Origin of the sequence: Klebsiella sp. A-Nf5 (assembly GCF_002810545.1) — a bacterium.
Taxonomy (GTDB): Bacteria; Pseudomonadota; Gammaproteobacteria; order Enterobacterales; family Enterobacteriaceae; genus Klebsiella; species Klebsiella variicola.
In genome coordinates, this window is sequence record NZ_PIOG01000180.1 from 13937 (window position 1) to 36336 (window position 22400).

A 22400-nucleotide genomic window follows, 5' to 3' on the forward strand; every position below is an offset into this window, starting at 1 on the left:
AAGGTTGCGGTTGCTTTTCTCTCTGGGATCTTGCCTATGCTCAAACATGTCAATCATGTTGCTAAACGTCTTATCATTTATATTTTTATTTGCTTGCTGGCCGGATTCGGCATAGCCGGACTGACCGGTTTCTTTCACACCAGTTTCAGCACTACCTCATCAATATTATTTCCTCTGCTGACCAGTTTTCTGATGGTCTTTCATATCACTATTGCCTGCTTTATGGGCATGAAATACTGGAGCAGTAAGCGCCGCCTGTACCTTACACCTGTTGCTTTCGGCTTTGCCTGTTCAGCGCTGCTGATGCTGGGCACCCTCAGCAGCTATCCGGACTGGCTTACCTGCAATCCGACCCCGGTCATTAATCAAAATGACGCCGTTATCTATTATTTCTTCCGCAATATAATGATGGCTGTATTATTCACGTCATCTATTGCTTTATATTACTTCCGCCAGCGCATCATGCACTCGCTGAAAGCACACGTAATTACATTCGCGGCGTGTATCGTTTTTACATTAACAATTATTTTTTTATCGTGGATGTACTCCAGCCACTCGCCGTGGCTGAGCGTCAATTTTATCGACGATCTTAGCCATACCTTCACGCCGCTGTGGCAAAGTATTATCGGCTGGCTGCTGATGGCTATCTGGTTTATCACGCTTATTTTATTAATTAGCCTGAGTAAATTACGCAATATTTTCTGGTTTAGCGGCGCTTTTTTTTGCAGCGCTTATCTCTTCACCCTCTTCCAGCTGATCTCCACCGTCGGAGAACTCGATCAGACCTGGTACGAGGCACGTTTTTTCGAGACACTTTGCACCTTGTTCCTGATTCTGGTGCTGCTGGCCGACGTCTTTATGCTCTACCGTGAGTCTAACCATAAGTATGTCAACTCGTACCAGAACTCGATTCGCGACCCGTTGACCCGGCTTTACAACCGCAGCTTCTTCTACGATACCCTGAACCAGCAGCTGGCGAAGGTAAGCGCCCAGCATCCGCTGTCGGTGATCATCAGCGACCTCGACCATTTCAAACGCATCAATGATAACTACGGTCACGTCGCCGGCGACAAAGTGATCCAGTTTGCCGCCTCGGTGCTGGAGAACCATTCGCGCGCGGATGACGCTGCCGCCCGCATTGGCGGTGAGGAGTTTGCCCTGCTGCTGGTCAACACCGCCGAGAAAGACGCTCTGGCGATCGCCGAGCGTATCCGCCTGGCCGTCAACGTTGAGCAACACCATCTGCCGGAGCGAATGACCATCAGTATGGGGTTGTATACGACGCGCGATGGAAATGTGAGTGCAGAAGCCTGCGTGGAGCGTGCGGATGCGGCCATGTATGAAGCGAAAAACAGCGGGCGTAATCGGGTGGTGGTCTGGCGTCACCCTGGCGACTAAAAAAAACGGCCCGGGGCAACCCGGGCCGCTAAAAAATTAATCTTTTGCCTGGAGATCGAGGATATTTTGTTCAAGTTTACGAATTAAGTGGAGCAACGTTTCCACTTCCTGCTTTGACACCCCCGACAGGATTTCATCGCGGGTCTTGCCTATCACCTCTTCCATCTCATTGATCAGCGGTTCAGCTTTTTCAGTCAGCTTGATGCGCTTGGCCCGCCGGTCGCTTGAACAGGTCTGGCGAGAAATAAGCCCTTTCTCCTCCAGCTGATCGAGCGTGCGCACCAGCGACGGCTGTTCAATACCGATGGCTTTCGCCAGCTGGATCTGCGACTGCTCAGGCGGCAGCTGGTGGATGTTATGCAGCGTGACCCAGTGAGTCTGCGTTAACTCCAGAGGTTTCAGGCGATGGTCGATTAGCGCGCGCCAAACGCGGACTAAACGTGCCAGATCAGAACCAAGTGGCGATTCCAATTTCATCTCCTTATAATTAGCTTGCTAAGTTATTATACTGATTTTAGAATAGTGTGCAGCATTTGAATTATCAAAACAAATGAATTACTTGATTCAACAAAAACCAAAACAATGATTTACACTGTTATAGCGTAGCACGCCCTGAGGTTACCCCTGTAATGGCAAAGGATTTTTGCTTGTGAAACTGAGTCTTAACACATCCGGATTGCCGCTGCAGGACCTGGTGTTCGGCGCGTCTGTCTATTTCCCCCCGCTGTTCAAAGCCGTTTTATTAGGTTTTTTTATCTGGTTATTTTTACATCGTCAGCTGCGTGACTGGATGTATGCCGGCGACATCTGGCATCCCCTGCTGATGGATCTCTCCCTGTTCGCGCTCTCGGTCTGTCTGGCCCTGGTGTTACTGATTGCCTGGTGATCTCCCTGCTATGAAAAAACTAAAATATCTGTCGACGCTATTGGTTGTGGCCATCGCCCTGATTGCCGCATGGCTGTTATGGAATTTCTACACCCAGTCACCCTGGACCCGCGACGGCAAAGTGCGTGCAGAACAGGTTGGGATCACTCCTCAGGTCTCCGGTAGCATTCTGCAGTTGAACGTGACGGATAACCAACGGGTCAACGCCGGAGATGTTCTGTTCACTATCGACGACACGCCTTACCGTATCGCCGTGCTGAACGCCCAGGCGCAGCTGGCGAAAGCGCAAGCCGAAGTGGCGAAAGCGCAGGCTGAGCAAACGAAGGCCGCCAGCGATGCGCGCCGTCGCCGCAACCTGTCGCAGAATGCGATCTCGGCTGAAGATCTTGAAAACGTTAATACCGCGCTGAACACGGCCACCACCAACCTGGCGGCCGCCAGAGCGGGACTGGGCGTCACCGAGGCAATGCTGAAACATGCGCAATGGCAGTTAAGCCAAACGACGGTCAAAGCGCCAGTGGACGGCTGGGTGACCAACCTCTCCACTCGCGTCGGCGATTACGCCACTACCGGCCATCCGGTCTTTGCCCTGGTAGACAGCCACTCGTTTTACGTGCTGGGCTACTTTGAAGAAACCAAACTGCGCCATATCCATATCGGCGATCCGGCGCAGATTATTCTCTATAGTAACCAGCAGACGCTGCACGGGCATGTCGCCAGCATCGGCCGGGCGATTGTCGATCAAAGCGTTGAGCAGGGGAATGGACTGGTGGCCAATATCAAACCGAATATCCCCTGGGTACGTCTCGCCCAGCGCGTTCCAGTGCGGATTGCCTTTGACGAGCTGCCAGCGGACGTCACACTGGTCTCCGGCACCACCTGCACTGTCTCGGTCGGCAGACAATAATGAATCTGCAAGCCCTGTCGTGGCGCACACTGCCATGGGTTAAAGCCACCCGCCCGCAGTGGAGATACGCGTTGCGTAACGGCATCGCTATGTGTCTCGCGTTAAGCATCGCCTACGCGCTGGATCTCGATGAGCCGTACTGGGCGATGACCTCCGCGGCAGTGGTCAGCTTTCCCACCGTCGGCGGCGTGATCAGTAAAAGCTTTGGCCGCATCGCCGGCAGCCTGCTCGGCGCCTGCGCCGCCCTGCTGCTGGCGGGCCATACGCTGAACGATCCCTGGCTGTTCCTGTTCAGCATCTCCGGCTGGCTGGCGCTGTGCACCTGGGCCTGCGCCCTGTTCACCAACAACGTGGCCTACGCCTTTCAGCTTGCGGGCTATACCTGCGCCATCATCGCGTTTCCGGTCATTAACATCAGCGACAGCTACGAACTTTGGGTGATCGCCCAGTCGCGCGTCTGCGAAGTCATCGTCGGGATCCTCTGCGGCGGGCTGATGATGATGATCCTGCCAAGCACCTCTGACGGCAGCAACCTGTTGACGGCCCTGAAAACCATGCACGCCCGGTTGCTGGAACACGCCAGCCTGCTGTGGGTGCCGGAGACGACGGATGCCATTCGCACCGCCCACGAAAGTGTGATTGGCCAGATCCTCACCATGAACCTGCTGCGGATCCAGGCCTTCTGGAGCCACTACCGCTTCCGCCGGCAGAACCCCCTGCTGAATTACCTGCTGCATCAGCAGCTCCGAATGACCAGCGTCATTTCCAGTCTGCGACGCATGCTGCTGAACTGGCCGGACGCGCCAGCAAACACTCGTCAGGTGCTGGAATCGCTGCTCGCTGAACTCGCCACTCCCCATGCCGACAGCTATCACGTCGCCCGCATTCTGGCACCTCTGGCGCCGCCGCCGGATGCCGATTATCGCCATATCGCCTTCTGGGCGCGGCTGCGCTATTTCTGTCGCATTTATCTGGAAAGCAGTCGCTGGATCCGCCGCGTGGAGAATGCGTCGGCGATCGCCGAGTTCAACGTACCTTCGGCGCCAGCCCTGGCCCGCCATACCGACCAGACGGAGGCGCTGCTCAACGGCATCCGTACCTTTTGCGCGCTGGTGGCGATTGGCGCATGGGGGATCAGCACCCAGTGGACCAGCTGCGCGGCTGCCCTAACCCTCGCCTCCATCTGCTGCGTGCTCTATTCGGTCTCGGCTTCGCCGTTTCGATCGCTGACGCTGCTGATGCAGACCCTGGTGCTGCTGTCGCTGTTCAGCTTTGTGGTGAAGTTTGGCCTGATGGTGCAGATAACTGACCTGTGGCAATTTCTGCTATTTCTGTTCCCGCTCCTGACCACCATGCAGTTGCTGAAACTACAGTGGCCCAAATATGCCGGCCTGTGGGGGCAGCTTATCGTGTTTATGGGCTCGTTTATCTCCGTCACCAATCCGCCGGTGTACGACTATGCGGCCTTTTTCAACGATAACTTAAGCAAGATTGTCGGCGTGGGCTTTGCCTGGCTGGCTTTTGCGGTGCTCAGTCCGGGCTCGGATGCCCGTAAAGGACGGCGCCATATCAGAGCGTTACGGCGTCACTTTGTCGATCAGCTCAGCCGTCATCCCCAGCACAGCGAACATGAATTTGAATCGCTGGTGTACCACCATGTCAGCCAGCTCAGTCAGAGTAAAGATGCCCTTGCACGGCGCTGGCTACTACGTTGGGGGGTGGTGTTGCTCAACTGCTCGCACGTTGTCTGGCAGCTTCGCGAATGGGAAACCCGCTCCGATCCCCTCGCTCAGGTGCGTGACCTGTGCATCAATTTGCTGCGCGATGTGATGAGCGAACGCGGCGTTCAGCAGCGCCCGCTGGCCTCCACCCTGCAGGAGCTACTGCGGATCTGCGACGTCCTGAACCATCATCATCAGCCGGCGGCCCGGGAGCTGGCCGCCGCAATCTGGCGACTGTATTGCGCCCTGTCACAGCTGGAACAGGCCCCGATCGCCGGCACGATTGGCGAAAAGACTACTTAATCACCCCGCAGGCAAACCGCTCGCCGCCGCCGCCCAGCGGCTGCGGGTTGTCGGCCATATTATCACCGCCCACGTGGACCATCAGCGCTTTCCCCTTCACCTCCGCCAGCGTTTTCAGACGTGGGGCAATAATTGGCTGGTTGGCCACACCCGCGTCGTTGACCACCAGCAGAGGCAGATCGCCAAGATGCCCGGTGCCCAGCGGCCCTTCGTGTTTGCCGGTATGTTGCGGATCGTAATGTCCGCCCGCCGCCCCGGCGGCCACGGCTTTGCCCTCTTTCATTGCGGGCTGGCAGCTGCCTTCGGCATGGATATGAAAACCGTGCTTACCCGGCGGTAATGCCCGCAGATCGGGGGCGAACTCGAGGCCGCGATCGGTTTCGGTGATTTTTACACTGCCGATGGACTGACCGACGCCCTGGGCGGTCACGAGATTAAGTTGAACATCTTCACTGACGGCCTGTGCGCCAGCGCAAAATGCGAGGGATAAGATCGCGAGAATACATCGTTGCATAACACCTCCGGATGGCTGTCTCCCTGTTAAGTGTAAACCAGGAACGCCTTTCCGGAGGCGAAATGCCCGTTACGGCACGTCGTAACCGAGCGCGGCTTTGCGGATACGGAACCACTGCTGACGAGTCATGCTGAGTTTTTCGGCCACAATCGCGGAACGCACGCGCTCGATTTTGCCCGAGCCGATAATCGGCAGCGGCTGCGACGGCAGACGCAGTATCCAGGCATAGACCACCTGCTCGATGCTGTCGGCATTGAGCTCATGCGCGACCTGCGCCAGCTCATCGCGCAGCGGCTGGAAGCCCTCTTCATTGAACAGGCGCCCGCCACCAAGGCAGGACCACGCCATCGGACGAATACGCAGCTGCTGCAGCTGATCGAGCGTGCCGTCGAGCAACAGCGGCTGATGCACCGGCGAGATTTCGACCTGATTGGTGGCCAGGGTAAACGGCAGGCGCGACTGCAGAAGAGTGAACTGGGCTGGGGTAAAGTTCGATACGCCAAAGTGGCGCACTTTTCCGCTGTGATGCAGCGCGAGGAACGCCTCAGCCACTTCATCGGCATTCATTAGCGGATCCGGCCGATGGATCAGCAGCAGATCGAGATGGTCCGTCGCCAGATTACGCAGCGATTGCTCAGCGCTCAGCACGATGTGGTCGCGGTCGGTGATATAGTGGCCGATGGTGTTTTCAGCCCGCGCCCGGGTGGCGATGCCGCATTTGCTGACAATTTCCATCCGACTACGCAGATGTGGCGCCAGCTTCAGCGCTTCGCCAAAGGCAGCCTCACACTGATAATCGCCATAGATATCGGCGTGGTCGACAGTGGTTACGCCTAAATCGAGATGCTGTTCAATAAAGCTGACCAGCTCGCCTGGCGACATTCTCCAGTCCATCAAACGCCAGTAGCCCATCACAAAACGCGAAAATTCCGGCCCCTGGGGAGCCATAGCAATACGCTGAACCATAACCGCTTCCTCAATAAAAAAGTGTACTGAGTATACGTACTTTTTGGTTTAAAACAGTGAGGGTTGCTGCGGTTCTTCCGCCGGATCTGGCCTGTTCGCGCGTAATTTGCGCAGCAGGCGTTGGCGGCAAAGACGCAAAACCTCTTGTTTCTGCGCATCGCTCATTTTTTGCCAGTCGAAGCGTTCCTCACGGCTGCGGAAACAGCCGCGACAATAGCCGCGCTCGTCGGTCTGACATATTCCCCGGCACGGGCTCTGCACCGGGAAAAACTCTAACTGCTCTGCCACCACACGCCTCCTGTCCCCTCGTCTCCTTTCATTGAAGACGTTTCCCCGCACGGACGCAAATATTGTTCACGGTGTGCTGCGCCAGCTAACATTTTTCCGCTGAGACTTGTAATAGACCAATCGGTCTATTACAGTGTGCTGCATGAACAGACACAGCGAATGCGATACCCGAGAACATATCCTGGTCACCGGCGAGCAGCTCTGCATGCATCGCGGTTTTACCGGAATGGGCTTGAGCGAACTTCTGAAGACGGCGGAAGTACCTAAGGGCTCTTTCTACCATTACTTCCGCTCTAAAGAAGCCTTCGGCGTCGCGCTGCTTGAACATCACTACACCGGATATCTGCAGCGCCTGGTCGACCACTTCGATCATGGCGACGGCAACTATCGCGACCGCTTGCTGGCTTATTATCAGCACACGCTGAATCAGTTCTGCCAGCAGGGGATTATTAGCGGATGTCTTACCGTCAAGTTGTCAGCAGAGGTCTGCGACCTGTCGGAAGATATGCGTACCGCCATGGACCATGGTGCCAGTCAGATTATCGCCCTGCTGGGCGACGCGCTGGAGAAAGGACGTCAGGAAGGCAGTCTGGCGTTTGACGGCGAGGCCATGACCCTGTCGCAGGTGCTGTATTCCCTGTGGCTCGGGGCCAACCTGCAGGCCAAAATTACGCGTAGCGCAAGGCCGCTGGAAAGCGCCCTTGCCCACGCCAAACAGATTATTGCGGCGCCTGCGGTATAACAGGCGTTTTTATTTCAACAGTTCCTAGACGACCGGTCTACTCAGGAGTCATTATGTCGGAAGCAAAATTATTCAGTCCGTTGAAGGTCGGTGCGGTCACCGTCCCCAATCGCGTTTTTATGGCACCGTTGACGCGTCTGCGCAGCATCGAGCCGGGCGATATCCCTACCCCGCTGATGGGCGAATACTACCGCCAGCGCGCCAGCTCAGGCCTGATCATCACCGAAGCGACGCAGATTTCCGCCCAGGCCAAAGGCTATGCCGGCGCGCCAGGCCTGCACAGCCCGGAGCAGATTGCCGCCTGGCAGAAAATCACCGCCGGTGTTCATGCGGAAAATGGCCGTATCGCCGTCCAGCTGTGGCACACCGGGCGTATTTCCCATAGCAGCCTGCAACCTGGCGGCGCCGCGCCGGTAGCACCGTCTGCGCTGAGCGCCGGTACTCGCACCTCCCTGCGCGATGAAAACGGCCACGCTATTCGCGCCGACACCTCGATGCCGCGTGCCCTGGAAACCGAAGAGATCCCGGGGATCGTCGACGATTTCCGTCAGGCGGTCGGCAATGCCCGTGACGCCGGCTTCGATCTGGTCGAGCTGCACTCGGCCCACGGCTATCTGCTGCACCAGTTCCTCTCGCCGTCGGCGAACCAGCGTACCGACCAGTACGGCGGCAGCGTGGAGAACCGCGCCCGTCTGGTACTGGAAGTGGTCGATGCCGTGAGCAAAGAGTGGAGCGCTGACCGGATCGGCATCCGCGTGTCGCCGATTGGCAGCTTCCAGAATGTGGATAACGGCCCGAACGAAGAAGAAGACGCGCTGTATCTGATTAGCGAGCTGGCAAAACGCGGTATCGCCTATCTGCACATGTCCGAGCCGGACTGGGCGGGCGGCAAGCCGTACAGCGAAGCCTTCCGTCAGAAAGTTCGCGACCGCTTCCCGGGCGTGATCATTGGCGCTGGCGCCTACACGGTAGAAAAAGCCAACGATCTTATCAATAAAGGGCTGATTGATGCCGTGGCCTTTGGCCGCGATTATATCGCCAACCCGGATCTGGTGGCCCGCCTGCAGAAAAAAGCAGCGCTCAACCCGCAGCGGCCGGAAACCTATTACGGCGGCGGCGCAGAAGGTTATACCGATTACCCTACGCTGTAATCCCTCCATTGATAGCGGCGACATATCGCCGCTATACTCAAGGTTCTGATCTATCAAACAAACTGCATAGGGGACATTATGCGCTTACTCCACACCATGCTGCGCGTTGGCGACCTGCAACGTTCTATCGACTTCTATACCAACGTGTTGGGCATGAAGCTGCTGCGCACCAGCGAAAACCCGGAGTACAAGTACTCCCTCGCCTTTGTCGGCTACGGCGAAGAAAGCGAAACCGCGGTGATCGAACTGACCTACAACTGGGGCGTGGACAGCTATGAGCTGGGTACGGCCTACGGTCATATCGCGCTGAGCGTCGACAACGCCGCCGAAGCCTGCGAGCGGATCCGCCAGAACGGGGGCAACGTCACCCGTGAAGCCGGCCCGGTAAAAGGCGGCACCACCGTCATCGCCTTCGTGGAAGATCCGGACGGTTACAAAATCGAGCTGATTGAAGAGAAAGATGCCGGCAAAGGTTTGGGCAACTAACGCTTCACGACCCTGGCATCTTTAATGCCATGGCTCGCCCGGGCGCTGAGGCGCCCGTTGTTTTCACCCCTGCCTGCTGCAAGCCGCGGCAAAATTTGCCATAATGCGCGCTACTTTTTTCCAGCTAAGAGAATCTGATGTCCGAGAATGCTCAACTGAATGGTCTGTGCGACCGTTTCCGCGGTTTTTATCCGGTGGTGATTGATGTTGAAACCGCAGGATTTAATGCCAAAACCGACGCCCTGCTGGAGATCGCCGCCATTACGTTGAAGATGGATGAGCAAGGCTGGCTGATGCCCGATGAAACGCTGCATTTCCATGTTGAACCTTTCGAGGGCGCCAATCTGCAGCCCGAAGCGCTGGCCTTTAACGGAATTAACCCGCACGACCCGGAACGCGGCGCCGTCAGCGAATACGATGCCCTGCATGCCATCTTCAAAATGGTACGCAAAGGGATGAAAGAGAGCGACTGCAGCCGGGCCATCATGGTGGCGCACAATGCCACCTTTGACCACAGCTTCACCATGACCGCCGCCGAACGCGCGGGGCTAAAACGCAACCCGTTCCATCCGTTTGTTACCTTCGACACCGCCGCGCTGAGCGGGCTGGCGCTGGGCCAGACGGTGCTGTCCAAAGCCTGTATCGCCGCCGGCATGGCGTTCGACGGCGCGCAGGCCCACTCCGCTCTGTACGATACCGAGCAGACGGCGCAGCTGTTTTGTGAGATTGTGAACCGCTGGAAGCGTCTGGGCGGCTGGCCGCTGCCCGTGGCCACACCGGAGTGATAAAAAAAAGCGACTTCCAGGAAGTCGCTTTTTTACTGATGGCGGGAATTACTCCGCTTTCGGCTCGTCGGTGTGGTACTTCGCCGCCGTCTCTTTGATCAGCTGCTGCAGTTCACCGCGCTGGTACATTTCGATAACGATATCGCAGCCGCCCACCAGTTCACCGTCTACCCACAGCTGCGGGAAAGTCGGCCAGTTGGCGTATTTAGGCAACTCGGCGCGGATATCCGGGTTCTGCAAGATATCAACGTAAGCAAAACGTTCGCCGCAGGCGGACAGCGCCTGAACGGCCTGGGCAGAGAAACCGCAGCTTGGCAGCTTCGGCGACCCTTTCATGTACAACAGGATCGGGTTTTCAGCGATTTGGTGTTGGATCTTTTCTAAAGTCGAGCTCATTGTCGTGCTTCCTTAAACTTCTTTCTACGGCAGTAACTTGTCATTGTAGCGTCCTGTAGGCAGGACGGATAATAACATTTTTTTCACTATTCATATTTTATCTTCTGTTGCGCGAAGTTGCCTTAAAAATATCATTTTGCCGTCGCAGGCGGGCGCTCATTGCGCATTTTCTGTGCGAGGCGGTCAATGTCTGACGCGTTTTCTTGCAATCGTTAACCAATCGACATTTTTGATACAAAAGAATATTAACTTTCCGGGTTTTTATGCTTTAGAATCATTCCGGTTTGTCATTCATCGTCAGGCATTTGTACATGTCTGTAATTAATCAGGGGATTGCTCAGTGGCGCGGCTAAACAAAATCGCGATATCGCTCTGTGCATTACTGTTCACGTCTATCTCATTCACGCCACTGGCTCAGGCGTCAGGGCATACGCACGCCTCCGCTTCGCCAAAGGCGTTGCCCGCGAAAAGTGGCTCAGAGCGCAAGAAAAAAGCAACCAGTCAAAAAAGTAAAACCACCGCTAAAACCACCAGTAAAAAGTCCTCGAGCACCCGGCTCCCTTCCCGCACTACCGCAGCAAGCCAAACCGCACTTCATCGTCAGGCCGCCGGCGCGACGAAAAAATGCGTGCTGCGTAAAGGTTATAAAAAACAGTGCGCGAAAACGGTCGCCGCCAGTGCCGAGCCGACCCTGGCGCTGAACAGCGTCAAAAGCAAATGCGTGGTGCGCAAGGGCTATAAAAAACGCTGTAAACCTGAGGCCAGCGATGCCAATTTAACGATCGCCGACGCCCATAAAGTCCGGGTGCAGAAAGCGCAAAGTACCGCCATGAACAAATTGATGGGCCAGTTGGGTAAACCCTATCGCTGGGGCGGCACCTCGCCGCGTACTGGCTTTGACTGCAGCGGACTGGTTTATTACGCCTATAAGGACTTGGTCAAGATCCACATCCCGCGAACGGCTAACGAAATGTACCACCTGCGCGATGCGCGTCCGGTGGATCGTGATGAACTGCAGAGCGGCGATTTGGTCTTCTTCCGCACCCGTGGACGCGGCACCGCCGACCACGTTGGCGTCTACGTCGGCAACGGGAAATTTATTCAGTCACCGCGCACAGGTCGTGATATTCAAATCACCTCCCTGAGCGAAGATTACTGGGTTCGCCATTATGTTGGCGCCCGTCGCGTCATGACGCCGAAAACCATTCGCTGATCCTGGTCTGCCGCTACGGCGGCAGACCGCCTCACCTGCGCGTCTTTCCCCCCTACCGTCAGGGGATACTGCATATTCATCTCCTCGCCCGGCGCTTCCCGACGATAGCGGGTGGGCGACATGCCAAAGTGGCGGTGAAAGGTCCGGCAGAAAGCGGCCTGTCCGTCGTATCCCAGACACTGAGAAATACTCTGCATCGATGCTTGCGTCTGCGTTAAATAGATTGCCGCAATGGTCATTTTTCGCCGACTGACGTAGCTCGCCAACGTGCAGCCGGTCACCATGGCGAACTGCCGCTGGAAATACCAGTGCGAATAACCGGACTTTTTCGCAATCGTACTTACCGGCAGGGTGTCTAAAATATGTGCTTCGATCCAGTCAACGATCCCCTGCACAACCGGGATCATCTTCGGACTCACCACCTCACCTGTTTTTGCCATCGTAACCATCCTGTGGGAAATTCATGTCGGTGGCCATATTTGTCATACAAATAGCAAAATAGACAATGAATTATTGGCATAGCGGCGATTGCCTGGGTGCATATTTTTATTAATAATCTGATTTTAATGAAATATTTATCCTCAACGAGGATGCATGGCAGCGATCGTCAGAGGAAAAGCAGACGCAGTTAAACCTTCCCCGCGAGATTCAGAAAAGCGCGGACAGCGTCTCCTTATACATTTTTGCAACATCAGCGAGCGGTTTGACGCCTCGTCCCGCAGAAAACGGTTAAGCCTTCATCAGTTGCGCCTGCAGTAATAGCCTTTATCGTTGTAAGGCTTTTCACTGCTTGCGGCAAATGTTAACATTCTCAATACAATAACAGCCCGTGACGCGACAGCGTCGGGTGGCCAGAACACGATTCAGGCGAAAGCCTCATCTTGTCAATGTGAGCTAAAACAAAAAGTTATAAGGAGAGTAGCAATGTCGTTTGAATTACCTGCATTACCATATGCAAAAGACGCCCTGGCGCCGCACATTTCCGCAGAAACCCTGGAATATCACTACGGTAAACACCACCAGGCGTATGTCACTAACCTCAACAACCTGATCAAAGGCACTGCGTTCGAAGGCAAATCCCTCGAAGAGATCGTCCGCACTTCTGAAGGCGGCGTATTCAACAACGCAGCGCAGGTCTGGAACCACACCTTCTACTGGAACTGCCTGGCGCCTAACGCCGGCGGCGAACCGGAAGGCGAGTTAGCGGCCGCGATTGCCAAATCCTTCGGCAGCTTTGCGGATTTTAAAGCCAAATTTACCGATGCCGCAGCGAAAAACTTCGGCGCGGGCTGGACCTGGCTGGTCAAAAATGCCGACGGCAGCCTGGCTATCGTCTCCACCAGCAACGCCGGCACCCCGCTGACCACCGACGCGAAGCCGCTGCTGACCGTTGACGTCTGGGAACATGCCTACTACATCGACTACCGCAACGCCCGTCCAAGCTATCTGGACCACTTCTGGGCGCTGGTTAACTGGAAGTTTGTTGCGGCTAACCTGGCGGCATAAACGACAAACCGCAGCAGGGTCTCCCCGGCTGCGGTTTTTTTAGCCCTTCCCTACACTCGCGTTACTGGCTGGCAAAGGCCTCTTCCGGCTGTGCTCGTCCGCTAAACCAGACCAGCAGCAGCGCCAGACCGGCGATAATCGCCCCCATCACCGGCACAAACGCATAGCCCAGTCCGCCAGAGATCACCGCCCCGCCGGCGGCGGCGCCCAGCGCGTTGCCCAGGTTGAACGCCCCGATATTCACCGAAGAAGAGAGCCCCGGCGCTTCATGCGCCACGCGCATGACCCGCATCTGCAGCGGCGGAACCACCGCAAAGGTTGCTGCGCCCCAGACAATCATGCTGATGGCCGCCCCGGCCTGAGATTGCGCCAGCAGCGGGATCGCCAGCATGATTACCATCAGCAGTAACAGAAAGCCTTTCAGCGTGCCAGAGACCGACCGGTCTGCGAATTTGCCGCCCAGATAGTTGCCCAGCGAAAAGCCAACGCCAATCAGCACCAGCATCGCGGTAATAAACAGCGATGAAGCGTGGGTCAGCGTATTGAGCACTGGCGAAATATAGGTATACAGCGTAAACATTGCCCCAGCACCCAGCACGGTAGTCAGCAAGGCGGAGAGTACCTGCGGGCGTAGCAGGACTGAAAGCTCTTTTTTGACATCAGGGCGCTCGCCCGCGCTGCCCTTCGGCAGAGAGAACCACAGGCTGACCATCGCCAGCAGGCCTAACCCCGCGGTGGCCAGGAAGGACATCCGCCAGCCGATGGTTTCGCCAAGCCAGGTGGCCGCCGGTACACCGCCGATGTTGGCGATGGTGAGCCCCATAAACATCGTGGCTACCGCGCTGGCCTGCTTATGCTTTGGCACGACGCTGGCCGCGACCACCGACCCCAGGCCAAAGAAAGCACCGTGGTTGAGGCTGGTAATAATGCGCGACAGCAGCAGCGTGGTGTAATCCGGCGCAATGGATGACAACAGGTTGCCGACGGTGAAGATCCCCATCAGAAAAATCAGCGCATTGCGCCGCGCGCGATGTGACAACAGCAGGGTCATCAACGGCGCGCCGACCATGACGCCGATGGCATACGCACTGATCAGCATTCCCGCCACTGGGATTGAGACGTCCACACCTCTCGCAATCACCGGCAGCAATCCCATCGGGGAAAACTCCGTGGTCCCGATGCCAAAGGCGCCGATCGCCAGCGCAAGTAAAGGAAAGTTGATTTTCATTCAATGACTCCATCAGACCGTCAGGAATGACGGCGTAACATCAGAAGCCAAAAGCATGACATCAATCACAAAAAAACAAAAGTGAACGAAATGACAAAAGATTTTTGCAGAATTGATAATAATGGCGGGATACGGGGAGGAGGCCGCGCTCCTCCCTCACTGGAACATTAGTGCAGTATGGCGGTCAGGCTGAAAGTAACGATCACGCCGAGGGCAATAACCGTGGTGATCAGCGAAAACTTTAAATTGGTATCCATCATTTTTCCCTCTTGTTATCCCCACACCAAAAGTGAGCTTGCTCATTTTTGCACAAAAAATCGCAAAAATCTTCCGGGATTTAGGGCGATGCACATTTTTGCTCTTCCACTTTGCCCCAAGATCGGACAAAATCCCACGCTAATTTAAAAGCGTATCGGCCATTGACCCCTTCCTGTCGTTCTGTGTCGTTTTCCCGACGTGATGCAATGTTGAAAATTGTATTCAGGGTGTGTGTAGGCAAACGTTTACGTATCGATGATCAGGCGATCAGGTCAAGGCATGGAGTGAGATGTAATGGCAACTATTAAAGATGTAGCGAAGCGCGCAAACGTTTCCACTACAACTGTATCACATGTAATTAACAAAACCCGTTTCGTTGCCGAAGAGACGCGCAATGCGGTGTGGGCGGCGATCAAAGAGCTGCACTACTCGCCGAGCGCCGTGGCCCGCAGCCTGAAAGTCAATCATACAAAATCGATTGGTCTGCTGGCGACCAGTAGCGAAGCCGCCTATTTCGCTGAAATCATTGAGTCCGTTGAAAAGAGCTGCTTCCAGAAGGGCTACACTCTGATCCTCGGCAACGCATGGAATGATCCGGAAAAACAGCGCGCCTATCTGTCGATGATGGCGCAAAAACGCGTCGATGGACTGCTGGTGATGTGTTCCGAGTATCCGGATTCGGTATTGAGCATGCTGGAAGAGTATCGCCATATCCCGATGGTGGTAATGGACTGGGGCGAAGCAAAAGCCGACTTTACCGATGCGGTGATCGATAACGCCTTCCAGGGCGGCTATATCGCCGGACGCTACCTGATTGAACGCGGCCACCGCGAAATCGGCGTGATCCCGGGTCCGCTGGAGCGTAACACCGGCGCAGGCCGCCTGGCCGGCTTTATGCAGGCGATGAAAGAGGCGCATATCGCCATTCCGGAAAACTGGATTGTGCAGGGCGACTTCGAGCCTGAGTCCGGCTACCGCGCTATGCAGCAGATCTTAAGCCAGCAGCACCGTCCAACCGCGGTCTTCTGCGGCGGCGATATCATGGCGATGGGCGCTATCTGCGCGGCAGATGAAATGGGGCTGCGGGTGCCGCAGGACATTTCGCTGATCGGTTATGATAATGTGCGCAACGCCCGCTATTTCAGCCCGGCATTAACCACCATTCATCAGCCGAAAGATTCCCTGGGTGAAGCCGCATTTAACATGCTGTTGGATCGTATCGTTAATAAGCGCGAAGAGTCGCAGTCTATCGAAGTGCATCCTCGTCTGGTCGAACGCCGCTCCGTCGCGGATGGCCCGTTTGTCGATTATCGCCGCTAAGACGTTTGCGGGCGCAGATTATTCCGGCGCCCGCAGCCATTCCCGATTCAGCGTCTCGCTGTCCCCCAGATAGTCCAGCATCCAGTTCAGCGCCGGTGAGGCATCACTCTGCTGCCACGTCAGACAGCAGGCGGCATCCGGGAACGGATTCTCCAGCGCCAGCGCGGTCCACTCGCCGCTATCTAGCCATGGCCGGGCAAAATGGCTCGGCACCATGCCGACGCAGAGGCCCGCCGACAGACAGGTGGCCGATGATTCCCAGTCTGGGACCACCACCCTCTTCTGGTTATCCAGCAGCCAGGTTGTCCGTTTGGGCAGTGAACGCGACGTATCCTCCCGCACCAGCGACGGCCAGTTACGCAGGACATCGTCACTCAGGGGACCCTCCATCTTCGCCAGCGGGTGATCGCTCGCCACCACGCAGTCCCAACTCAGCATCCCCATATCGCGGAACGCATAGCGGCCACCGACCGGAATAGAGCGCGTTGCGCCAATCGCCAGCTCTACGCGGCCGTCGGCCAGCGCATCCCATACACCGTTGAACACTTCCTGGAAAACGATGAGCTCGACGTCGGGAAAATGGCGATAGAAATCCACGATCATCTGGCGCATGCGCGCCGGTTTCACAATATCATCCACCGCGATCGACAGCTGCCCGCGCCAGCCGTTGGCGATTTGCTGGCACTGCTGGCGGGTGATCTGCATTTTTTTGATAACAGAGCGCCCTTCCTGTAAGAACCAGACCCCGGCGGGCGTCAGCTCCACATCACGATGGCGACGCTCAAACAAGGGAACGGCCAGCCACTCTTCAAGCTGACGCACGGTATAGCTGACGGCGGAGGGCACCCGGTGCAGCTCCTGCGCGGCCGCGCTGAAGCTGCCGTTGCGGGCCACGGCATCAACCACTTCCAGAGAGTATTCAGACCACATTTTCTGCCTGCAAAATTTTTGAATGCATGTGACAAATATTAGCGTTTCACAAGCCACAATGCACTCCCTACACTCTGCGGCATCGTACCTGTACTCCAAAAATGAGAACGTTATGTCACAACCTGGGAAAGGATTTTTAGTCTGGCTGGCCGGCCTGAGCGTGCTGGGCTTTCTGGCCACCGATATGTACCTGCCGGCGTTTGCCGCCATGCAGCAGGATCTTAACACCTCCGCCGCCTCCATCAGCGCCAGCCTGAGCCTGTTCCTCGCCGGCTTCGCACTGGGGCAGCTGTTCTGGGGGCCGCTGTCGGACCGCTATGGGCGCAAACCGGTGCTGTTGAGTGGCCTGGCGATTTTCGCGGCCGGCTGTCTGGGGATGCTGTGGGTGCACAATGCCACCCTGATGCTGGCGCTGCGCTTTTTGCAGGCGATTGGCGTCTGTGCCGCGGCCGTTACCTGGCAGGCGATGGTCACCGATTACTATCCCGCCCAGCGCACAAACCGCATCTTCGCCACCATTATGCCGCTGGTGGGATTATCGCCGGCGCTGGCCCCGCTGCTGGGCAGTTGGCTGCTGGTACACTTCGAGTGGCAAGCCATCTTCGCCACCCTGTTTGCCATTACTCTGCTGCTGATGCTGCCTGCCCTGCGCCTGAAGGCAGCCGGGAAGCCGGTGGCCGTGGCACAGCAGAAGATCACCTTTCTCTCGCTGCTGCGCTCCCGGGAATACAGCGGTAACGTCCTGATCTACGCCGCCTGCTCCGCCAGCTTCTTCGCCTGGCTCACCGGTTCACCTTTTATCCTGCACGAAATGGGCTATGGCCCAACCGCTATCGGCCTGAGCTATATCCCGCAGACTATCGCCTTTCTGGTGGGCGGCTATGGTTGTCGCGCGCTGCTGCAAAAATGGTCCGGACAACAGATGCTGCCGTGGCTGCTGGTGGTCTTTGCCGTCAGCGTTGCCGCCACCTGGCTGGTCGGCCTGCAGACACATGCCTCACTGGTGGCGTTAATGATCCCGTTCTGCATGATGGCGGTGGTCAACGGCGGGATCTACCCCATCGTGGTCGCCCAGGCGCTGAAGCCCTTCCCGCAGGCAACGGGCCGCGCGGCGGCGCTGCAGAATACACTGCAGCTGGGATTGTGCTTTCTGACCAGTTTGCTGGTATCGGCGCTGATCGCTACGCCGCTGCTGACCACCACCAGCGTGATGCTGGTCTCTATTGGCTTAGCCGCAATAGGTTATCGCCTGCAGCAAACGCCTGAGCTGACTCCCCACTCTTCCCACGCGTAACGCTTATCGCCAGAGCCCGGGCCAGTCATTAGCATGCTAAGAAAATTTTATTGAAAGCCAGTACTTAGCGTCCTATACTGGATCCGGGTTCACATAAATAGAAAATAGTTACAGATTAACGGATGCAGGATGCCTCCGTTTCACCATGGAAGGCCTTTCGGCAAGGGTTATCTCCCTTCCTCTGTTCTACGTCGGATAGCGACTTCACGGATTATCCGTGAGATTTCTCACAAAGCCAAAAAAGCGTCTACGCTGTTTTAAGGTTCTGATCACTTGGGCGTGATGGAGAAGCTATGAGTTCATCGTGTATAGAAGAAGTAAGTGTACCAAATGATGACTGGTACCGGATTGCAGCTGAATTATTGGGCCGTGCGGGAATTAACATCAATGGTTCCGCGCCGTCAGACCTGCGAATTAAAAATCCTCTTTTCTTTAAACGTGTCTTGCAGGAGGGTTCGCTGGGGTTAGGCGAAAGCTATATGGACGGCTGGTGGGACTGCGAGCGTCTGGATATTTTCTTCCATAAAGTGCTTCGCGCCGGGCTGGAAAAACAGCTCCCTCACCATTTCAAAGACACACTCCGCATCGCAGGTGCTCGCCTGTTCAATCTGCAAAGTAAAAAACGCGCCTGGATTGTTGGCAAAGAGCATTATGACCTCGGCAACGATCTCTTCAGTCGGATGCTTGACCCCTACATGCAATATTCCTGCGGTTACTGGAAAGAGGCGCAAACCCTCGAAGCGGCGCAGCAGGATAAACTGGATCTCATCTGCCGCAAGCTGGAGCTTGAGCCGGGGATGCGGGTACTGGATATCGGCTGCGGATGGGGCGGGCTCGCCGAGTATATGGCGCGACATTACCAGGTCAGCGTTGTCGGCGTGACCATCTCCGCCGAGCAGCAAAAGATGGCCCAGGCGCGCTGCGCTGACCTTGACGTGGAGATTCGGCTCCAGGACTATCGCGATCTGCACGACAGCTTTGACCGCATCGTCTCCGTCGGTATGTTCGAGCACGTGGGACCGAAAAATTACGCTACCTACTTCGAGGTCGCGGATCGTAATTTGAAACCTAATGGTCGTTTCTTACTGCACACCATCGGTTCCAAAGTCACCGACCATAACGTCGACCCGTGGATCGATAAATATATCTTCCCCAACGGCTGTCTGCCGTCGGTTCGGCAGATCGCCGATGCCAGCGAGAAGCACTTTGTGATGGAAGACTGGCATAACTTCGGCGCCGATTATGACACCACCCTGATGGCCTGGTATGAGCGTTTTCTCGCCAGCTGGCCGGAAATTGCCGATAACTATTCTGAACGTTTCAAACGGATGTTCAGCTATTATCTGAACGCCTGCGCCGGCGCCTTCCGCGCCCGTGACATTCAGCTCTGGCAGGTGGTGTTCTCGCGCGGTATTGAACATGGACTGCGCATCGCCCGCTAACAAAATCTCCCCCGCTCACCGGCGGGGGATTTTTTTCAGGCTTCATTCACCTTAGATGCAGCGTCTTTCGCGGCCAGCACGCGTTCAACCGTATCGACAACCGCCTGAGTCTGCGGGTCAATCTCAATATTGACGCGGTCGCCCAGCTTTTTCGCGCCCAGCGTGGTCCGCTGCAGCGTTTCCGGGATAAGATGCACGCAGAAACGGGTTGCCGTCACCTCACCCACCGTCAGGCTGATACCATCAATACCGATGAATCCTTTATAGAGGATATATTTCATCAGCGTCGGATCCTGCACTTTAAACCAGATCTGACGGTTATTTTCGGAAGTGAGGATCTTCACGATTTCCGCGGTGGTCATAATATGGCCGGACATCAGATGCCCGCCGATTTCATCACTGAATTTCGCCGCCCGCTCGACGTTCACTTCATCCCCGATCTGAATATCGCCGAGGTTGGTAATACGCAACGTCTCTTTCATCAAATCGAAGCTAATGTGCGCGCCGTTTATTTCGGTCACCGTCAGGCAACAGCCGTTATTGGCTACCGAGGCGCCGGTTTCCAGCCCCTCCAGCATATGCGCCGGTAGTTCCACCACGTGGGTGCGAAAATTGGGTTTATCATCAATGGAGACCACTTTCGCGGTTCCCTGAACAATACCAGTAAACATGTTAGGCTCCTGTTGAAAATCATGACGGTATCATTACCGTTTTCGCTATCGGGAACAATAACAGGAGGGCAAAGCGGTTGCCAGCGCGCTTCGTGCCTCGACTCTTTTTTCACTGGCTTAATGGCTAATCCTCGCTACAATAGACTGGAAATTCCTCATTTTTATCCCCTTGCTGCCAGTTACGGCGGCTTTTTTAGTCTCAAAATAACAACAAAACAAAGGTGTTCACGTGCAGAAGTATTTCGTTGAAGCGCGTCAGTTATTAGCTCTGGCTATACCCGTCATCCTTGCGCAGGTGGCGCAGACGGCGATGGGTTTTGTCGATACCGTGATGGCGGGTGGCTACAGCGCCACGGATATGGCCGCCGTGGCCATCGGGACCTCCATCTGGCTGCCGGCGATCCTCTTTGGCCACGGGCTGCTGCTGGCGCTGACCCCGGTGGTGGCGCAGCTTAACGGCTCCGGACGGCGGGATCGCATCGCACAGCAGGTACGTCAGGGCTTCTGGCTGGCCGGCTTTGTCTCGGTGCTGATCATGGTCGTGCTGTGGAACGCCGGCTATATCATCAGCTCCATGCATAATATCGACCCGCTGTTGGCAGAGAAGGCGGTTGGCTATCTGCGCGCGTTGCTGTGGGGGGCGCCGGGCTATCTGTTCTTCCAGGTTGCCCGTAACCAGTGTGAAGGGCTGGCGAAAACCAAGCCCGGGATGGTCATGGGCTTTATCGGCTTACTGGTCAACATTCCGGTGAACTATATCTTTATCTATGGTCATTTCGGCATGCCCGAGCTGGGCGGTGTCGGCTGTGGCGTAGCGACGGCTTCGGTTTACTGGGTGATGTTCGCCAGCATGCTGTGGTGGGTGCGTCGGGCGCGTTCGATGCGGGATATCCGCTGCGCCGAGCGCTTCAGCCGCCCCGATTTCGCCGTCCTGTTACGGCTGGTGCAGCTGGGGCTGCCCATTGCTCTGGCGCTGTTCTTTGAAGTCACGCTGTTTGCCGTCGTCGCGCTGCTGGTTTCCCCGCTGGGGATCATTGACGTCGCCGGTCACCAGATCGCGCTTAACTTCAGCTCATTGATGTTCGTTCTGCCGCTATCGCTGGCGGCGGCGGTCACCATTCGCGTCGGCTTCCGTCTCGGACAAGGTTCAACGATCGATGCCCAGGTTTCGGCCCGCACCGGCGTGGGCGTGGGCGTCTGCCTGGCGGTATTTACCGCTATCTTTACCGTGCTGATGCGTGAACAGATTGCCCTGCTGTATAACGATAATCCCGAGGTGGTGCTGCTGGCCTCGCACCTGATGCTGCTGGCGGCTATCTATCAGATCTCCGACTCCATCCAGGTGATCGGTAGCGGCATTCTCCGCGGCTATAAAGATACGCGGTCTATCTTTTTTATTACCTTTACCGCGTACTGGGTGCTGGGTTTGCCGAGCGGCTATCTGTTGGCGTTGACCGATATGGTTGTGCCACGCATGGGGCCCGCCGGTTTCTGGTGTGGATTTATCATCGGCCTGACCTCCGCCGCCATCATGATGATGCTGCGGATGCGTTTTCTCCAGCGCCAGTCTTCCAGCATCATCTTACAGCGCGCCGCGCGCTAATCCCTTCAAAGCCCGCCCCTCCGGCGGGCTTTTTCGTTCTCCGGCATTGCGACCGCGTTGTACATTCCGTTACTCCCCGACACCAAAGACTCACTGATGGCACTCCCCGAGACGCATATAGTGTGGTCAACAGCCCCGCAGTGGGGTTACTCAAGAAACCAATTCGAGGATTTCAGAATGAAAAAAGTATTAGCTCTGGTCGTTGCCGCTGCTATGGGTCTGTCATCAGTTGCTTTCGCTGCCGACGCCGCCAGCACCACCCCGGCTGCAACTGCCAGCCACACCACCGTACACCATAAGAAACATCACATCCTTCAATCTGATGACGATGCTGTAGCAAAGTGAGCCTTTATGACTGACAAATCTGTTCCGTTCTCGGTGCTCGACCTGGC

At 56.3% G+C, this 22400-nt stretch carries 24 protein-coding genes and 1 pseudogene; 15 read left to right on the plus strand and 10 right to left on the minus strand.

All coding sequences use genetic code 11. The annotated features are described in order from the left end of the window. Positions 1–36: 36 nt before the first annotated feature. Complete coding sequence (locus CWM53_RS19445) at positions 37–1398, plus strand: GGDEF domain-containing protein (protein WP_100729592.1); 1362 nt, start codon at positions 37–39, stop codon at positions 1396–1398. A 36-nt stretch (positions 1399–1434) separates the two neighbouring features. On the opposite strand, the gene slyA is transcribed toward CWM53_RS19445, so the two are convergent. After that, a complete protein-coding gene (gene slyA / locus CWM53_RS19450) occupies positions 1435–1875 on the minus strand; it encodes a transcriptional regulator SlyA (protein WP_008804631.1) in 441 nt (146 codons plus the stop codon). A gap of 172 nt (positions 1876–2047) precedes the next feature. Here slyA and CWM53_RS19455 point away from each other — a divergent pair, with 172 nt between their 5' ends. The 3 genes from CWM53_RS19455 to CWM53_RS19465 are packed head-to-tail and all read left to right on the plus strand — an operon-like array spanning position 2048 to position 5215. Further along, positions 2048–2284: a DUF1656 domain-containing protein gene (locus CWM53_RS19455; protein WP_004143834.1), complete on the plus strand. Its 237-nt coding sequence runs from the start codon at positions 2048–2050 to the stop codon at positions 2282–2284. Positions 2285–2294: 10 nt separating this feature from the next. Further along, entirely contained in the window at positions 2295–3191 is an 897-nt protein-coding gene (locus tag CWM53_RS19460) for an HlyD family secretion protein (RefSeq protein ID WP_100729591.1), read from the plus strand. Beyond that, positions 3191–5215 (plus strand): FUSC family protein, encoded by a 2025-nt coding sequence (locus tag CWM53_RS19465; RefSeq protein ID WP_100630585.1) that lies wholly within the window; start codon positions 3191–3193, stop codon positions 5213–5215. Before CWM53_RS19460 ends, CWM53_RS19465 begins: the two co-directional genes overlap by 1 nt. Here the strand turns inward: CWM53_RS19465 and sodC are convergent. The 3 genes from sodC to CWM53_RS19480 form a co-directional block, all read right to left on the minus strand. Then, positions 5208–5729: a superoxide dismutase [Cu-Zn] SodC gene (sodC, locus tag CWM53_RS19470; protein ID WP_061154377.1), complete on the minus strand. Its 522-nt coding sequence runs from the start codon at positions 5727–5729 to the stop codon at positions 5208–5210. The two genes, CWM53_RS19465 and sodC, sit on opposite strands and share 8 nt — an antisense overlap. A 69-nt stretch (positions 5730–5798) precedes the next feature. After that, positions 5799–6695 carry an aldo/keto reductase gene (locus tag CWM53_RS19475; RefSeq protein WP_061154376.1) on the minus strand — a complete coding sequence of 299 codons (897 nt, stop codon included), beginning with the start codon at positions 6693–6695 and terminating at the stop codon, positions 5799–5801. Between the two features lie 48 nt (positions 6696–6743). Next, entirely contained in the window at positions 6744–6986 is a 243-nt protein-coding gene (locus tag CWM53_RS19480) for a DUF1289 domain-containing protein (RefSeq protein WP_162677415.1), read from the minus strand. Positions 6987–7125: 139 nt separating this feature from the next. Between CWM53_RS19480 and CWM53_RS19485 the strand changes: the two genes are divergently transcribed. The 4 genes from CWM53_RS19485 to rnt all read left to right on the plus strand — a co-directional run bounded on the left by CWM53_RS19485 (position 7126) and on the right by rnt (position 10147). After that, positions 7126–7725, plus strand: coding sequence for a TetR/AcrR family transcriptional regulator (locus tag CWM53_RS19485; protein ID WP_008804625.1), 600 nt, complete (start codon positions 7126–7128; stop codon positions 7723–7725). A gap of 53 nt (positions 7726–7778) precedes the next feature. Beyond that, on the plus strand, positions 7779–8876 hold the full coding sequence (locus CWM53_RS19490; RefSeq protein WP_061154374.1) for an alkene reductase: 1098 nt from the start codon (positions 7779–7781) through the stop codon (positions 8874–8876). A gap of 78 nt (positions 8877–8954) precedes the next feature. Next, positions 8955–9362, plus strand: coding sequence for a lactoylglutathione lyase (gene gloA, locus CWM53_RS19495; protein ID WP_002907764.1), 408 nt, complete (start codon positions 8955–8957; stop codon positions 9360–9362). 137 nt (positions 9363–9499) lie between these two features. Then, entirely contained in the window at positions 9500–10147 is a 648-nt protein-coding gene (gene rnt / locus CWM53_RS19500) for a ribonuclease T (protein WP_008804623.1), read from the plus strand. A 48-nt stretch (positions 10148–10195) separates the two neighbouring features. On the opposite strand, the gene CWM53_RS19505 is transcribed toward rnt, so the two are convergent. Continuing rightward, positions 10196–10543 carry a Grx4 family monothiol glutaredoxin gene (locus tag CWM53_RS19505; RefSeq protein ID WP_061154373.1) on the minus strand — a complete coding sequence of 116 codons (348 nt, stop codon included), beginning with the start codon at positions 10541–10543 and terminating at the stop codon, positions 10196–10198. A 340-nt stretch (positions 10544–10883) separates the two neighbouring features. Here CWM53_RS19505 and CWM53_RS19510 point away from each other — a divergent pair, with 340 nt between their 5' ends. After that, a complete protein-coding gene (locus CWM53_RS19510) occupies positions 10884–11756 on the plus strand; it encodes a C40 family peptidase (RefSeq protein ID WP_012968037.1) in 873 nt (290 codons plus the stop codon). Here the strand turns inward: CWM53_RS19510 and CWM53_RS19515 are convergent. Then, positions 11711–12196, minus strand: a complete 486-nt coding sequence (locus tag CWM53_RS19515) for a helix-turn-helix domain-containing protein (protein ID WP_061154372.1) — start codon at positions 12194–12196, stop codon at positions 11711–11713. The genes CWM53_RS19510 and CWM53_RS19515 overlap by 46 nt on opposite strands. A 484-nt stretch (positions 12197–12680) precedes the next feature. On the opposite strand from CWM53_RS19515, the gene sodB reads away from it, so the two are divergent. After that, positions 12681–13262: a superoxide dismutase [Fe] gene (sodB, locus tag CWM53_RS19520; protein WP_002907771.1), complete on the plus strand. Its 582-nt coding sequence runs from the start codon at positions 12681–12683 to the stop codon at positions 13260–13262. Between the two features lie 61 nt (positions 13263–13323). Here sodB and CWM53_RS19525 read toward each other — a convergent pair whose 3' ends face one another. Together CWM53_RS19525 and CWM53_RS19530 are read right to left on the minus strand one after the other, a co-directional pair. Then, a complete protein-coding gene (locus tag CWM53_RS19525) occupies positions 13324–14490 on the minus strand; it encodes an MFS transporter (protein ID WP_074385664.1) in 1167 nt (388 codons plus the stop codon). Positions 14491–14657: 167 nt separating this feature from the next. Continuing rightward, on the minus strand, positions 14658–14750 hold the full coding sequence (locus CWM53_RS19530) for a YnhF family membrane protein (protein ID WP_197667062.1): 93 nt from the start codon (positions 14748–14750) through the stop codon (positions 14658–14660). Between the two features lie 292 nt (positions 14751–15042). Here CWM53_RS19530 and purR point away from each other — a divergent pair, with 292 nt between their 5' ends. After that, positions 15043–16068, plus strand: a complete 1026-nt coding sequence (purR, locus tag CWM53_RS19535) for an HTH-type transcriptional repressor PurR (protein ID WP_061154370.1) — start codon at positions 15043–15045, stop codon at positions 16066–16068. Positions 16069–16086: 18 nt separating this feature from the next. Here the strand turns inward: purR and punR are convergent, their stop codons facing one another. Next, complete coding sequence (gene punR, locus CWM53_RS19540; RefSeq protein ID WP_074385663.1) at positions 16087–16998, minus strand: DNA-binding transcriptional activator PunR; 912 nt, start codon at positions 16996–16998, stop codon at positions 16087–16089. Positions 16999–17110: 112 nt separating this feature from the next. Between punR and punC the strand changes: the two genes are divergently transcribed. Further along, positions 17111–18292, plus strand: a complete 1182-nt coding sequence (gene punC / locus CWM53_RS19545; protein WP_061154368.1) for a purine nucleoside transporter PunC — start codon at positions 17111–17113, stop codon at positions 18290–18292. A gap of 293 nt (positions 18293–18585) precedes the next feature. Continuing rightward, complete coding sequence (cfa, locus tag CWM53_RS19550; RefSeq protein ID WP_100680419.1) at positions 18586–19734, plus strand: cyclopropane fatty acyl phospholipid synthase; 1149 nt, start codon at positions 18586–18588, stop codon at positions 19732–19734. 35 nt (positions 19735–19769) lie between these two features. On the opposite strand, the gene CWM53_RS19555 is transcribed toward cfa, so the two are convergent. Further along, positions 19770–20405 carry a riboflavin synthase gene (locus CWM53_RS19555; protein ID WP_008804615.1) on the minus strand — a complete coding sequence of 212 codons (636 nt, stop codon included), beginning with the start codon at positions 20403–20405 and terminating at the stop codon, positions 19770–19772. 229 nt (positions 20406–20634) lie between these two features. On the opposite strand from CWM53_RS19555, the gene mdtK reads away from it, so the two are divergent. Together mdtK and asr are read left to right on the plus strand one after the other, a co-directional pair. Further along, positions 20635–22008 carry an MdtK family multidrug efflux MATE transporter gene (gene mdtK / locus CWM53_RS19560; RefSeq protein WP_100630588.1) on the plus strand — a complete coding sequence of 458 codons (1374 nt, stop codon included), beginning with the start codon at positions 20635–20637 and terminating at the stop codon, positions 22006–22008. 177 nt (positions 22009–22185) lie between these two features. Then, a pseudogene (asr, locus tag CWM53_RS19565) lies at positions 22186–22317 on the plus strand (acid resistance repetitive basic protein Asr); the annotation flags it as partial. Between the last annotated feature and the right edge of the window lie 83 nt (positions 22318–22400).

Bases quoted from the DNA above. Each gene is read 5' to 3' on its own strand.
- CWM53_RS19530 (WP_197667062.1), bottom strand. From the start codon at position 14,750: ATGATGGATACCAATTTAAAGTTTTCGCTGATCACCACGGTTATTGCC.
- punC (WP_061154368.1), top strand. From the start codon at position 17,111: ATGTCACAACCTGGGAAAGGATTTTTAGTCTGGCTGGCCGGCCTGAGC.
- CWM53_RS19525 (WP_074385664.1), bottom strand. From the start codon at position 14,490: ATGAAAATCAACTTTCCTTTACTTGCGCTGGCGATCGGCGCCTTTGGC.
- sodB (WP_002907771.1), top strand. From the start codon at position 12,681: ATGTCGTTTGAATTACCTGCATTACCATATGCAAAAGACGCCCTGGCG.
- slyA (WP_008804631.1), bottom strand. From the start codon at position 1,875: ATGAAATTGGAATCGCCACTTGGTTCTGATCTGGCACGTTTAGTCCGC.
- CWM53_RS19465 (WP_100630585.1), top strand. From the start codon at position 3,191: ATGAATCTGCAAGCCCTGTCGTGGCGCACACTGCCATGGGTTAAAGCC.
- CWM53_RS19445 (WP_100729592.1), top strand. From the start codon at position 37: ATGCTCAAACATGTCAATCATGTTGCTAAACGTCTTATCATTTATATT.
- rnt (WP_008804623.1), top strand. From the start codon at position 9,500: ATGTCCGAGAATGCTCAACTGAATGGTCTGTGCGACCGTTTCCGCGGT.
- CWM53_RS19490 (WP_061154374.1), top strand. From the start codon at position 7,779: ATGTCGGAAGCAAAATTATTCAGTCCGTTGAAGGTCGGTGCGGTCACC.
- purR (WP_061154370.1), top strand. From the start codon at position 15,043: ATGGCAACTATTAAAGATGTAGCGAAGCGCGCAAACGTTTCCACTACA.
- punR (WP_074385663.1), bottom strand. From the start codon at position 16,998: ATGTGGTCTGAATACTCTCTGGAAGTGGTTGATGCCGTGGCCCGCAAC.
- CWM53_RS19505 (WP_061154373.1), bottom strand. From the start codon at position 10,543: ATGAGCTCGACTTTAGAAAAGATCCAACACCAAATCGCTGAAAACCCG.
- gloA (WP_002907764.1), top strand. From the start codon at position 8,955: ATGCGCTTACTCCACACCATGCTGCGCGTTGGCGACCTGCAACGTTCT.
- CWM53_RS19555 (WP_008804615.1), bottom strand. From the start codon at position 20,405: ATGTTTACTGGTATTGTTCAGGGAACCGCGAAAGTGGTCTCCATTGAT.
- sodC (WP_061154377.1), bottom strand. From the start codon at position 5,729: ATGCAACGATGTATTCTCGCGATCTTATCCCTCGCATTTTGCGCTGGC.
- CWM53_RS19475 (WP_061154376.1), bottom strand. From the start codon at position 6,695: ATGGTTCAGCGTATTGCTATGGCTCCCCAGGGGCCGGAATTTTCGCGT.
- cfa (WP_100680419.1), top strand. From the start codon at position 18,586: ATGAGTTCATCGTGTATAGAAGAAGTAAGTGTACCAAATGATGACTGG.
- CWM53_RS19460 (WP_100729591.1), top strand. From the start codon at position 2,295: ATGAAAAAACTAAAATATCTGTCGACGCTATTGGTTGTGGCCATCGCC.
- CWM53_RS19515 (WP_061154372.1), bottom strand. From the start codon at position 12,196: ATGGCAAAAACAGGTGAGGTGGTGAGTCCGAAGATGATCCCGGTTGTG.
- CWM53_RS19485 (WP_008804625.1), top strand. From the start codon at position 7,126: ATGAACAGACACAGCGAATGCGATACCCGAGAACATATCCTGGTCACC.